This is a genomic window from Neobacillus sp. C211, from assembly GCF_051842875.1.
GTDB lineage: Bacteria > Bacillota > Bacilli > Bacillales > Cytobacillaceae > Neobacillus.
Map to the genome: position 1 here is coordinate 25,315 of NZ_JBPXRO010000034.1, position 13,518 is coordinate 38,832.

The following is a 13,518-nucleotide window of genomic DNA, read 5'->3' on the forward strand; positions in this document are numbered from 1 at the left end:
AGCGGGGGTGAAAAGATGAGTAAAATACGTGTATATGAGTATGCAAAAAAACACAACATTTCAAGTAAAGATATCATCACAAAACTAAAAGAAATGAATATAGAGGTCTCCAATCATATGGCAACAATAGAAGACGCAGAAGTTAAAAAGCTTGACGAAACATTCAGTAAAAAGGATAACAAGGCGCCACAGCAAAACACAGAGAATAAACAAAATGGACAGCAGCAACAACGAACTAACTCTCGTCCAACTCAAGCGCAGCGTCAAAACCAAAGACCTGCACAGTCAACGCAAAGGCCGCAAGTTCAGACGAAAACTCCTAAAGCATTTGAAGAAGCTGCTGATAAAAACGCCGCTCCTAGCAAGGTAAAAGTTGTTTCTCCTCCAAAGACGGTCGAAGGCAAAAAGCAAAACCAGGAAAATCAATCCAAAGAAAATAAGGTTTTCAGCAATGCTGATAAAGCTAAAGCCAAGCCTTATAATAATAATCAAAATCGTAATAATAATAATAAAAATAAGAAAAAAACACATACACCAGTGCAACAAGCCCAGCCGCAGAAGAAAAAAGAGAAGGAGCTTCCAGCGAAAATTACTTTCAGTGAATCTCTAACTGTGGGCGAATTAGCAAAGAAGATTTACCGTGAGCCTTCAGAGATTATTAAAAAGCTCTTTTTACTAGGTGTCATGGCCACAATTAATCAAGTCTTAGATAAAGATGCGATTGAATTGATTGCAAGCGAATATGGGGTTGAAGTGGAAGAAGAAATTAAAGTTGATACAACAGATCTTGAAGTGTACTTTACTGAGGATTCAGAGGATTCTCAAGTGGAAAGACCTTCTGTTGTAACAATAATGGGTCACGTTGACCACGGTAAAACAACCTTGTTAGATTCCATCCGTAACACAAAGGTTACAGAAGGTGAAGCGGGGGGAATTACCCAGCATATTGGTGCCTATCAAGTGGTTGAAAACGGGAAAAAGATTACCTTCCTGGATACACCAGGACACGCTGCCTTTACGACAATGCGTGCACGTGGTGCTAAAATAACTGATATTACCATCCTAGTAGTAGCTGCAGATGATGGTGTAATGCCGCAAACAGTTGAAGCAATCAATCATGCAAAAGCTGCAGAGGTTCCAATTATTGTAGCAGTTAATAAAATGGATAAAGAAGCTGCAAATGCTGACCGTGTAATGCAAGAATTAACTGAACATGGATTAGTATCAGAAGCATGGGGTGGAGATACTATCTTTGTACCACTTTCTGCAAAAACGGGAGAAGGCATTGACACCCTTCTAGAAATGATATTACTCGTTAGTGAAGTTGAAGAATATAAAGCGAATCCAAATCGTAAAGCCGTTGGTACTGTTATCGAAGCACAACTAGATAAAGGGCGTGGATCCGTTGCAACCTTACTAGTCCAAAACGGTACACTAAAAATTGGTGATCCAATTGTTGTTGGTCATACCTTTGGTCGTGTCCGTGCAATGGTGAATGACAAAGGACGCCGTGTCAAAGAGGCAGGTCCGTCAACTCCTGTTGAAATAACTGGACTTAATGACGTGCCACAAGCTGGAGATCGTTTCGTTGTGTTTGAAGACGAAAAAACTGCACGTCAAGTTGGAGAATCAAGAGCTCAAACAGCACTGGTAGCCCAACGTGGTGAAAAATCCATTGTTAGTCTAGAAACGCTTTTTGATCAATTAAAGCAAGGTGAAATGAAGGATTTAAACATCATTCTTAAAGCGGATGTTCAAGGGTCTGCTGAAGCCGTTGCCGCTTCTCTTCAAAAAATAGATGTTGAAGGTGTTAACATCAAAATTATTCATAGCGGTGCTGGAGCAATTAATGAGTCGGATATTAGTCTTGCTGCTGCGTCTAATGCCATCGTCATCGGTTTTAACGTTCGCCCTGATGTAAATGCGAAACGTGCAGCAGAAGCGGAGAAAGTTGACGTCCGTCTTCACCGTATAATTTATAAAGTGATTGAAGAGATTGAAGCAGCAATGAAAGGTATGCTTGATCCTGAATTCCAAGAAAAAATAATTGGTCAAGCAGAAATCCGTCAAACCTTTAAAGTTTCAAAGGTAGGAACAATTGCTGGTTCATATGTAACGGATGGTAAAATTACTCGCGACAGCGGTATTCGTTTAATTCGTAACGGTGTTGTCACTTTTGAAGGTAATATTGATGCGTTAAAACGATTTAAAGATGATGTAAAAGAAGTTGCCCAAGGTTACGAATGTGGTATTACAATTAAAAACTTTAATGATGTTAAAGAAGGAGACATCATTGAAGCATACGTAATGGAAGAAATTGAACGTAAATGATCATCGGTGTGGCCGAATGTGAATGTATGATCTATGATGCTCATTCTTTAAAAGAGAAACGGGCTGTCCTTCAACGAATCCTTACACGCTTAAAACAGAAATTTAATGTTTCTGTATCAGAAGTTGGCTTTCAGGATATGTGGCAACGAACGAAAATTGCCATAGTTGTCGTAACTTCCACGCGTGTATCGACGGAACATGAGTTGCAAAATGCTTTGAAATTAATCGACTCATTTCCAGAAATAGAGAGAACGATCACCGAGATTGAATGGCTTTAAGTTAAGAGGTGAATGTGATGAGCCACAGAGCAAATCGTGTTGGAGAACAAATGAAAAAAGAACTAGGTGACATCATCGGTCGCAAAATCAAAGATCCACGTATTGGTTTTGTGACGGTTACCGACGTTGAAGTAACAGGAGATTTACAACAGGCGAAAGTGTATATTTCCGTATTAGGTGATGAAGAGCAAAGGGAAAATACCTTGAAAGGGCTGGCCAAAGCAAAAGGTTTTATTCGGACCGAAATTGGCCACCGTATTCGCCTTCGTAAAACACCTGAAATCATCTTTGAATGGGATGAATCTATCGATTACGGGAATCGAATTGATACACTTCTTCATCAACTGCATAAGGATGAAAAGCCTTTAGAAAAAAGTGAAGAAGAATAATTGGATAGACATTGTCTATCCTTTTTTTTCGATAATTTTTTGATTGGAGGATTTTAATTGGAAGGAATATTACCGTTATATAAGCCTGCGGGTTTGACATCCCATGATTGTGTGTTTAGATTGCGAAAGATTTTAAAAACAAAAAAGGTAGGGCATACGGGTACTCTTGATCCAGACGTAACAGGAGTGCTTCCAATTTGTATAGGGAAAGCAACAAAAGTTGCTGAATACATAACCGATGCGGGTAAATCGTATGAGGGAGAAGTAACAATTGGTTTTTCGACTACTACTGAAGATGCTTCTGGTGAAATTGTGGAGCAGAAACCAGTGAATCGGACCATTCGACGAGAAGAGATTCTCCAAGTTTTTCATTCAATAACCGGTGAAATTGAACAAACACCTCCTATGTTCTCGGCAGTAAAAGTGGGAGGGGTCCGTCTTTATGAATATGCACGGAAGGGAATAGAAGTCGAACGTCCCACTAGAAAGGTAACGATTTATTCCATCGAATTATTAGATGACCGTGATGAATTTATCGGTGAAACTGTACAGTTTAGGTTTAAGGTCAGTTGCAGTAAAGGGACCTACATCCGGACTTTAGCGGTAATGATTGGTGAAATTCTGGGCTTCCCTGCACATATGTCATTTTTACAAAGAGTTCAATCTGCTGCTTTTTCATTGGAGGATTGTTTGACGTTTGATGAAATTGAAAAACATATGGAGGCTGGGACAATTTCAAGTGTATTAAGGCCTTTAGAAACAGCACTTTCTCATTTGCCGAAATTCCTAATTAATGATAAAGTAGCAGAGAAAGTGAAAAATGGCGCATTATTACAAATGCCAGAGCATTTAAAAACTAGTAACGGACCGATTGTCACTGAAACTGCTGATGGACTAGCTCTTGCTATTTATTCAAAACATCCAAGCAAGCCAGACCTCTTTAAACCAGTTAAAGTGTTACGTAATGATTTAGAAGAAAAAGGTACGGTATAGAAAAGGTGAGTTTCATTGGAAGTAATTAAGCTTAGATTTCCATACGATATAACAAATGTTGAATTTCCGCCCCTAGCAATGGCTATGGGCTACTTTGATGGAGTGCACCGTGGCCATCAACAGGTAATTCTTGAGGCAAAAAGGCATGCTGAAGAAAAAGGTATTTGCAGTGCGGTCATGACATTTGACCCCCATCCTTCGGTAGTGTTAGGGAAAATGGAACAGCAGATACAGTATATTACTCCATTATCTGAAAAAATAAAAATTATCGAAGAACTTGGTATTGATTATGTATTTATCATTAACTTTACTACTGAATTTGCCAATTTGCTTCCTCAGGAATTCATTGATCAATATGTTATTCGACTAAACGTAATGCACGTAGTTGCTGGTTTTGATTTTACCTATGGGCGTATGGGAAAGGGGACGATGGAAACATTGCCCTTCCATTCAAGAGATCAATTTTCTTATTCGGTCGTTCCAAAGTTTACTCAAGGTGATCAAAAGGTTAGTTCAACTAGAATTAGAAACTTGCTTAAAGAAGGAAAAACAGACGCGCTTTTATCACTTCTTGGACGATCTTATACAACATCGGGTAAAGTCATTCATGGTGATAAACGAGGCAGGACGATTGGCTTTCCAACGGCGAATGTTGACTTAAATGACGATTACATGATCCCGCCGACCGGCGTATATGCAGTAAGAATGAAAGTTGAAACCCAATGGTACAATGGAGTCTGTAATATTGGTTATAAACCAACATTTAATAAGGAAGCCTTACATCTTTCTGTTGAAGTTCATTTATTTGACTTTAATAAAGATATCTATGGTGAAGAAGTGGTCATCGAGTGGCATCTTCCCTTACGTAAGGAACAAAAATTTTCAGGGATTGAAGAGCTCGTTGCACAAATTGAAAGAGATAAGCAAAATTCACTAGAGTATTTTAAAAAACAAGACAATCTTCCACATTCTCACTTATAAAAGGCGTTTTTCCTACAATAAACTTCGTTATAGCCTTGCTTTTTGATGTGAAAAGTTGTATTCTTATTAACGTATTAAAAATAACCTCTACTTGGCAAGACGAATCACCAACGCTTGCTCGGTACCAGGGGATTTGTAAAATTTAGGAGGTGAATCCGGATGGCAATCACTCAAGAACGTAAAAATGAACTTATCAATGAGTTTAAAACTCATGAAAGCGACACTGGATCTGCAGAAGTTCAAATCGCTGTCCTTACAGAATCAATCAACAATTTGAATGAGCACTTACGTACTCATAAAAAAGATCACCACTCACGTCGCGGTCTTTTGAAAATGGTTGGTAAACGTCGTAATCTTTTAACATTCCTACGTAACAAAGATGTTCAACGTTACCGTGTGTTAATTAATAAGCTTGGTCTACGTCGTTAGTTTACAGAAGCGGGATTATTCCCGCTTTTTTATTAGCTTTAAAAAGAGGAAAAGACAATAAAGAATTTTTTATACATATTTTTAAGTTATGACTTTTTTGTGCATACTATTAAGGTGATTTCGCATTTAAACAATAGCTTTCTAAGCTTTTTAATAATAGTTAGATTTAGAATGATGAGTACAGCGGAAGTGAAAATTTTCGCATCATCCTCCTAAGTGATTTAGATAGAGAGGGGTAAAAATATGGAACAATTGAAACATGAATATTCCATGGTTTGGGCAGGCCGTAAATTAACTGTCGAAATTGGACAATTAGCAAAGCAAGCAAACGGTGCAGTCTTGGTACGCTATGGAGATACAGCAGTATTGAGTACGGCAACAGCCTCAAAGGAACCAAAAAACTTAGACTTTTTTCCATTAACAGTTAACTATGAGGAACGTTTATATGCTGTCGGAAAAATCCCAGGCGGCTTTATTAAACGTGAGGGTCGCCCGAGTGAAAAGGCAATTTTGGCAAGCAGACTAATTGACAGACCGATTCGTCCGCTATTTGCTGATGGCTTTCGTAATGATGTACAAGTTATTAGTATTGTCATGAGTGTGGATCAGGATTGTTCTACCGAAATGGCTGCAATGTTCGGATCTTCGTTAGCACTTAGTACATCAGATATTCCTTTTGAAGGACCGATTGCTGGTGTTATCGTAGGACGGGTTAACAATGAATTTGTTATTAACCCAACTGTAGAACAAGCTGAAAAAAGTGATATCCATTTAACTGTTGCAGGTACTAAAGATGCAATCAACATGGTAGAAGCAGGTGCGTTAGAGGTTCCTGAAGAAACTATGCTAGAAGCAATTATGTATGGCCATGATGAGATTAAACGGTTAATTGAGTTCCAAGAGAAAATTGTCGTTGAAATTGGCAAACCAAAAAGAGAAATCAATCTTTACGAAATAGATAAGGAACTTGAGGCAGAAGTAAGGGAAATATGCGAAGCTGATATGGTAAAAGCCATTCAGGTCCAAGAAAAGCATGCCCGTGAAGATGCCATTAAAGAAGTAAAAAACCAAGTGATTGCCAAATTTGTGGAACAAGAAGCTACAGATGAAGATATGAAGCAAGTAAAGCAAATATTGGACAAGATTGTAAAAGGTGAAGTTCGCCGATTAATAACAGTGGAGAAGATTCGTCCTGATGGCCGAAAAATTGATGAAATCCGTCCGCTTTCTTCACAAATAAGTATTTTACCACGTACCCACGGTTCTGGACTTTTCACACGTGGACAAACTCAAGCCCTAAGCATTTGTACTCTCGGTGCAATGGGTGATGTACAAATTCTTGATGGTCTTGGAATTGAGGAAGAAAAGCGCTTTATGCATCATTATAACTTCCCTCAATTCAGTGTTGGTGAAACTGGCCCAATCCGAGGACCTGGTCGTCGTGAAATTGGTCACGGTGCCCTTGGTGAACGTGCCCTTGAACCAATTATTCCATCTGAAAAGGATTTCCCATATACCATTCGACTTGTATCTGAGGTACTTGAATCTAATGGTTCCACTTCGCAGGCAAGTATTTGTGCTAGTACATTAGCGATGATGGATGCAGGTGTTCCGATTAAGGCTCCTGTAGCAGGAATTGCAATGGGACTTGTAAAATCTGGAGAACATTATACTGTTTTGTCTGATATTCAAGGAATGGAAGACCATCTTGGGGATATGGATTTTAAAGTAGCAGGTACTGCTAAAGGGGTTACTGCACTTCAAATGGATATTAAGATTGAAGGTCTTTCTCGTGAAATATTAGAAGAAGCCCTCCAGCAGGCAAAGGTTGGCCGAATGCACATCTTAGATTCAATGCTTGCTACCATTACGGAACCAAGAACAGAACTTTCACAGTTTGCACCTAAGATTTTAACCATGTCAATTAACCCAGATAAGATCAGGGACGTTATCGGACCGAGCGGTAAACAAATCAATAAGATTATTGAGGAAACTGGCGTTAAGATTGATATCGAGCAGGATGGTACCGTATTTATTGCCTCTACAAATCAAGAAATGAACCAAAAGGCAAAGAAAATCATCGAAGATATTGTTCGTGAAGTTCAAGTAGGCGAAATGTATCTTGGTAAGGTAAAACGAATTGAAAAATTTGGAGCCTTCCTGGAAATTTTTGCTGGTAAAGATGGTCTCGTTCATATATCTGAACTTGCCGAAGAACGAGTAGGTAAAGTAGAGGATGTTGTTAAGATCGGGGACGAACTTCTAGTGAAAGTAACCGAAATTGATAAACAGGGCCGTGTAAACCTTTCACGTAAAGCTATTTTAAAGGAACAGCGTGAAAAGGCTGAAAATCAATAACAAAAGACTCGGGACATTTAATCTGAGACGGTAAGGAAGTCAGGGGACAAACCCTGGCTTTTTTCCGTGTATGATTTTTAATAATTCTCTCTATATTCTTTAGAATCAGCGGCGAACAGTATCCTAAAGTTCTACCTTGTCCCTCTTATACATAATCTGTATGGAAAGGGGGAAAGTTAATTGAAAAAGGTATTTATCCTCATTGGTATTTGTTTAGCAGTTTGGATCGCCGTGGGTAATCCTTTTATAAAAAAGGAATCAGCAGTGCCAACAGCAAAAGAGTCAGACCCTCTTTATCAAAGTATTGTTAAAAATGCCCCTACATATGAAATACCGCCTATAGATGCGACTATCGATAGGGTCTGGAAGGCAATTCCGGGCTATAATGGGCGAGAGGTTAACATTGCAGCTTCCTATAAGCATATGAAAAACAAAGGTGTTTTTAATGAAAAGAACCTTGTCTTTACCCAGAAAAAGCCAAAGGTTCACCTCGAAGATTTGCCGCCAGCTCCAATTTATAAAGGTAACCCTAATAAACCAATGGTAACGTTTATTATTAATGTAGCGTGGGGGAATGAATATTTATCGGAGATGCTTGCTACTCTTAAAAGACATAATATAAAGGTTAGTTTTTTTTTAGAAGGAAATTGGGTCAAAAAAAATCCCGATCTTGCTAAAATGATTGTCAGTTCTGGTCATGAAGTGGGGAATCATTCCTATTCTCATCCTGATATGAAACAATTGACGGCTGGAAAAGCAAGGGAACAAATGGTGAAAACGAATGAAATTATAGAAGCGGCTACAGGGGAGAAATGTGTTTGGTTTGCTCCGCCTAGTGGCAGTTTTCGGGATGAGACAATAAAAGTTGCCAACGAATTAAAAATGATGACGGTTATGTGGACCGTTGATACGGTTGACTGGAGAAAACCATCACCAGATGTACTTATAAATCGTGTAATGACAAAAATTAATAATGGCTCAATGGTCCTTATGCATCCAACAGAAGCCACTGCGAAATCGCTCGATCGCTTAATCACGCAGATCAATCAAAAAAACCTTGAAATTGGAACAGTTTCTGAGTTAATGAGCGAAGAAAGAGTTGAGTAATAATCACAGTAAGATATACTGAGAATTGGAGAAAAAACATTTTACTAAGTATAATGATAGATGGAGTAATAGCAGCTTCTGTATATAGACTGGAGGAAGTCGATGATTAATAAATATACTTGCCAAAATGGAGTTAGAATTGTTTTAGAAAATATCCCTACTGTACGTTCAGTTGCAATAGGCGTATGGATTGGTACGGGTTCAAGAGATGAGAACCCACAAAACAACGGTGTTTCGCATTTTCTGGAACATATGTTCTTTAAAGGTACTACCACAAGGTCTGCTAAGGAAATTGCCGAATCCTTTGATAGTATTGGCGGACAGGTGAATGCGTTTACTTCAAAGGAGTATACCTGCTATTATGCAAAAGTCCTTGATACACATTCCCAATTTGCACTAGATGTGTTAGCTGATATGTTCTTTAACTCCACTTTTGTGGAAGAGGAACTAAACAAAGAGAGAAATGTAGTCTTAGAAGAAATAAAAATGTACGAAGATACTCCAGACGATATTGTTCATGATTTACTTAGTAGAGCAGTGTATGGAGATCATCCACTAGGATATCCAATACTAGGTACAGAGGAAATACTTAATACGTTTACTGGCCAAACGTTAAAGGAATATATTCATGAAAGGTATACTCCTGAAAATGTTGTTATCTCAATCGCAGGCAACGTATCTGAAACATTTATTAAAGAAGTCGAAAAGTATTTTGGATCCTATAAAGGTGCTAACAACCAAGCAATTGAAAATATACCTACTTTCCATTCGAATCGAATTTCGCGCAAGAAAGATACGGAACAGGCCCATTTATGTATTGGTTTTGAAGGATTAAAGGTTGGGCATGAAGACATCTACAGCTTAATTACACTAAATAATATATTGGGCGGCAGCATGAGCTCGAGATTATTTCAGGAAGTCCGTGAGCAAAGGGGCTTAGCCTATTCAGTTTTCTCTTACCATTCAGCTTATCAAGATAGTGGTATTGTGACGGTTTACGGTGGAACAGGTGCTAAACAGCTGAATGTACTATTTGAAACCATCCAAGAAACACTTAATAAATTAAAGCAAGAAGGGATTACTGAAAGGGAATTAACTAATAGTAAAGAGCAGCTTAAGGGTAGCTTGATGCTAAGTCTTGAAAGTACAAATAGCAGGATGAGTCGTAATGGTAAAAATGAACTTTTATTAAAACGTCATCGTTCAATGGATGAAATTATTGATCAGATTGATGGGGTTACCAAAAAAAGTGTGGACGAAATGACAAAGGCCGTTTTTACAGACAACTATTCCGTGACATTAATTAGTCCAGACGGAGAATTTCCGAATACATTATCGTAAATGAAAAGAGGTATTCCATGCTGATGGATTACCTCTTTTTTTGTTGTCCTAGATACTATAGGTCCACTTAATAGCGCTTGTGCATTTCTTAGTCTAAATAGGGACTTCCACTTATAAACTATTAATAAGGGGCAAATGAAGGGGGGATCTTGTATTGAGGTTAAGTGAATTAAGCGGAAAGGAAATTGTTGACGTAAAAAAGGCAGAACGGTTAGGTGTACTTGGACAAACCGATTTAGAGATTAATGAAGGCACCGGACAAATTCAAGCACTGCTAATACCTTCAATAAAATGGTTTGGTTTCCGAAAACAAGGGGAAGAAATCAGGGTTCCTTGGCAACACATTAAAAAGATAGGATCTGATATGATAATAATCGATGTACCGGATGAAGATTAATAACACTTAAGCAAAAAAAGCCCAAGCGAGTGTCAACTTGCTTGGGCTTTTTTATTTAGTATGTATGGAAAACTCACCGAATGAAGTTTACCTACATAAGATGGTGAAGTGATATATAGAAAAGGAATTCTTAGTAGGATTTTTAAAAAGAAGAAGGTGAATGTTTTCATGCTGACAGGGATGCAGATTGCCGTGATTGGCGGGGATGCCAGACAGCTGGAAATCATCCGTAAGTTAACTGAATTAGATGCGAGATTATCGCTTATTGGTTTTGAACAGCTTGATCATGCCTTTACAGGTGCAGTCAAGGAAAAGCTGGATGAGGTAGACTTTTCAACAGTGGATACCCTGATCTTGCCAGTACCTGGTACAAATTTAGAAGGGCAGGTAGAAACAATCTTTTCAAATGAAAAGGTTATTTTGACAGGGGATTTACTCTCCAAGACTCCAGAACATTGTACGATTTATTCAGGAATCAGCAATGCTTATTTAAATGGGATTACCAAGCAAGCTAAACGGACTCTTATTCAGTTATTTGAAAGGGATGATGTAGCCATCTATAATTCAATCCCTACAGTAGAAGGGACGATTATGATGGCGATCCAACACACTGATTTTACAATACATGGGTCGAATATCACGGTTCTAGGGTTAGGCAGAGTTGGTATGAGTGTGGCGAGAACATTTGCAGCCCTCGGAGCCAAAGTTAAGGTAGGGGCTAGGAAAAGTGAACATTTGGCAAGAATCACTGAAATGGGCTTAACACCGTTTCATTTGAAGGATTTGGAAAATGAAGTAAAGAATACTGATATATTAATTAACACAGCACCACATTTAATCGTAACAGCGATGGTTATTTCTAAAATGCCATCACATACGCTCATTATTGACCTTGCATCAAAGCCGGGAGGAACTGATTTTAGATATGCGGAGAAAAGGGGAATAAAAGCATTGCTTGCCCCGGGATTGCCAGGGATTGTTGCACCAAAAACAGCCGGCCAAATTCTGGCAAATGTTCTTGCTCAACTGCTCCAAGATGATTTACGAAAGCGAAAGGGGAAAGTGAAATGAGTTTAAAGGGTAAAAGAATTGGCTTTGGCTTAACTGGCTCTCATTGTACGTACGATGCAGTATTCCCTGAAATAGAAAAATTAGTTCAAGCCGGTGCTGAAGTAATGCCAGTGGTAACTTTTACAGTTAAAAATACAGACACCCGGTTTGGTAAAGGCGAGGATTGGATCCAGCGAATTGAAGATTTAACAGGAAATAAAGTCATTGATTCGATCGTCAAAGCCGAGCCTTTGGGACCCAAAATCCCTCTTGATTGTATGGTCATTGCTCCATTAACCGGTGTATCAATGAGTAAATTTGCCAACGCAATGAACGATAGTCCAGTATTAATGGCTGCGAAAGCAACATTGAGAAATTTAAAGCCCGTTGTACTCGGAATTTCGACTAACGATGCACTTGGATTAAATGGAGTAAACTTAATGAGGCTAATGGCAACAAAGAATATTTATTTTATTCCCTATGGCCAGGATGACCCAATAAAAAAGCCAAATTCAATGGTAGCAAGAATGACGTTACTCACAGAAACAGTCGAAGCTGCGATCGAAGGGAAACAAATTCAACCAGTGTTAGTAGAAAGATATAAAGATTCTGACTAATTATCCCCCCTCATTCATCAAAAAAGGTTATTTCTTTAAAGGAATATGGTAAAATAAATTATTCAATCATCAGTGGGGAGTTTCATTACCCACTGATGAGATAATAAAAAATATGAATAACATGCTGGCAGCTATATAAAGGCCAATTCCTTTTTGAAATATAATGACCAGCTAGTATGGAAGGGGAACCTGTAATGAATCAACAAAATGGATATCACGTTGCTGTTGTTGGAGCAACAGGAGCAGTAGGACAACAAATGATTCACACTTTAATAAAAGAGAACTTCCCAATCAGAAAACTTACTTTATTATCATCCGCACGTTCAGCTGGTAAAAAAGTGGAGGTTAATGGACAGGAATATATCATTGAAGAAGCAATGCCTGAGAGTTTTGAAGGGGTCGAGATTGCCTTATTCAGTGCGGGCGGGAGTGTATCAAAGGAACTTGGTCCAGAAGCTGTTAAACGTGGTGCTATCGTGGTGGACAACACTAGCGCTTTTAGAATGGATGAGAATACACCATTAGTCGTTCCTGAGGTGAACGAAGCGGACCTTCACCATCAAAATGGTATTATTGCTAATCCCAATTGTTCTACCATCCAAATGGTTGTAGCACTTGAGCCAATCCGTCAACAATTTGGTTTGAAAAAAGTTATTGTTTCAACATATCAAGCTGTTTCAGGATCTGGTGCCGCTGCTGTCGAGGAATTAATGGAACAAACTCGTTCAATTTTAAACGGCGAAGTATATGAGCCTAAGATTTTACCTGTCAAATCAGATAAAAATCACTATCAAATTGCTTTTAATGCAATTCCACAAATTGATAAGTTTCAAGACAATGGATATACATTTGAAGAAATGAAAATGATTAATGAAACAAAAAAAATCATGCACTTACCAGAATTACAGGTTTCCGCTACTTGTGTAAGACTACCAGTAGCAGTAGGTCATTCTGAATCTGTTTATTTTGAAATTGAAGCGGATGACATAAGTGCGAATGACATTAAAGCATTATTAAAAGATGCCCCCGGTGTTATTTTGCAGGATGATCCGGAAAATCAACTATATCCTATGCCTGCGAATTGCGTTGGGAAAAATGATGTATTTGTTGGACGGATTAGAAAAGACATTGATGAGCCTCGTGGTTTCCATATGTGGGTGGTTTCTGATAACTTACTCAAAGGAGCAGCTTGGAATTCTGTTCAAATCGCAGAAAGTTTAGTTAAATTAGGTATTGTAAAATAAAGT

13 protein-coding genes are annotated in these 13,518 nt (G+C 38.5%); all 13 read left to right on the top strand.

The window, feature by feature from the left end:
• The first annotated feature begins 15 nt into the window (after window positions 1-15).
• The 13 genes from infB (at window position 16) to asd (ending at window position 13,515) form a co-directional block, all read left to right on the top strand.
• Window positions 16-2,331, top strand: coding sequence for a translation initiation factor IF-2 (gene infB, locus ACSU6B_RS24200; protein ID WP_410888841.1), 2,316 nt, complete (start codon window positions 16-18; stop codon window positions 2,329-2,331).
• Entirely contained in the window at window positions 2,328-2,609 is a 282-nt protein-coding gene (locus ACSU6B_RS24205; protein WP_088086393.1) for a DUF503 domain-containing protein, read from the top strand. The genes infB and ACSU6B_RS24205 overlap by 4 nt, the downstream gene beginning before the upstream one ends.
• A 17-nt stretch (window positions 2,610-2,626) precedes the next feature.
• Window positions 2,627-2,998 carry a 30S ribosome-binding factor RbfA gene (rbfA, locus tag ACSU6B_RS24210; protein WP_088086394.1) on the top strand — a complete coding sequence of 124 codons (372 nt, stop codon included), beginning with the start codon at window positions 2,627-2,629 and terminating at the stop codon, window positions 2,996-2,998.
• 57 nt (window positions 2,999-3,055) lie between these two features.
• Complete coding sequence (gene truB, locus ACSU6B_RS24215; RefSeq protein WP_410888843.1) at window positions 3,056-3,991, top strand: tRNA pseudouridine(55) synthase TruB; 936 nt, start codon at window positions 3,056-3,058, stop codon at window positions 3,989-3,991.
• Between the two features lie 15 nt (window positions 3,992-4,006).
• Window positions 4,007-4,972, top strand: a complete 966-nt coding sequence (ribF, locus tag ACSU6B_RS24220; RefSeq protein ID WP_410888845.1) for a bifunctional riboflavin kinase/FAD synthetase — start codon at window positions 4,007-4,009, stop codon at window positions 4,970-4,972.
• A gap of 159 nt (window positions 4,973-5,131) precedes the next feature.
• Window positions 5,132-5,401 (top strand): 30S ribosomal protein S15, encoded by a 270-nt coding sequence (gene rpsO, locus ACSU6B_RS24225; RefSeq protein ID WP_026566475.1) that lies wholly within the window; start codon window positions 5,132-5,134, stop codon window positions 5,399-5,401.
• A 243-nt stretch (window positions 5,402-5,644) separates the two neighbouring features.
• Window positions 5,645-7,759, top strand: coding sequence for a polyribonucleotide nucleotidyltransferase (gene pnp / locus ACSU6B_RS24230; protein ID WP_410888847.1), 2,115 nt, complete (start codon window positions 5,645-5,647; stop codon window positions 7,757-7,759).
• Between the two features lie 180 nt (window positions 7,760-7,939).
• Window positions 7,940-8,866 (top strand): polysaccharide deacetylase family protein, encoded by a 927-nt coding sequence (locus tag ACSU6B_RS24235; protein WP_215000386.1) that lies wholly within the window; start codon window positions 7,940-7,942, stop codon window positions 8,864-8,866.
• A 102-nt stretch (window positions 8,867-8,968) separates the two neighbouring features.
• A complete protein-coding gene (locus ACSU6B_RS24240; RefSeq protein ID WP_215000388.1) occupies window positions 8,969-10,207 on the top strand; it encodes a M16 family metallopeptidase in 1,239 nt (412 codons plus the stop codon).
• Between the two features lie 154 nt (window positions 10,208-10,361).
• Window positions 10,362-10,604 (top strand): YlmC/YmxH family sporulation protein, encoded by a 243-nt coding sequence (locus ACSU6B_RS24245; RefSeq protein ID WP_088086400.1) that lies wholly within the window; start codon window positions 10,362-10,364, stop codon window positions 10,602-10,604.
• Between the two features lie 168 nt (window positions 10,605-10,772).
• Window positions 10,773-11,675 (top strand): dipicolinic acid synthetase subunit A, encoded by a 903-nt coding sequence (dpaA, locus tag ACSU6B_RS24250; RefSeq protein WP_168242784.1) that lies wholly within the window; start codon window positions 10,773-10,775, stop codon window positions 11,673-11,675.
• Entirely contained in the window at window positions 11,672-12,271 is a 600-nt protein-coding gene (dpaB, locus tag ACSU6B_RS24255) for a dipicolinate synthase subunit B (RefSeq protein WP_026566481.1), read from the top strand. Before dpaA ends, dpaB begins: the two co-directional genes overlap by 4 nt.
• A 194-nt stretch (window positions 12,272-12,465) precedes the next feature.
• Complete coding sequence (gene asd / locus ACSU6B_RS24260; RefSeq protein ID WP_410888850.1) at window positions 12,466-13,515, top strand: aspartate-semialdehyde dehydrogenase; 1,050 nt, start codon at window positions 12,466-12,468, stop codon at window positions 13,513-13,515.
• Window positions 13,516-13,518 lie beyond the last annotated feature (3 nt).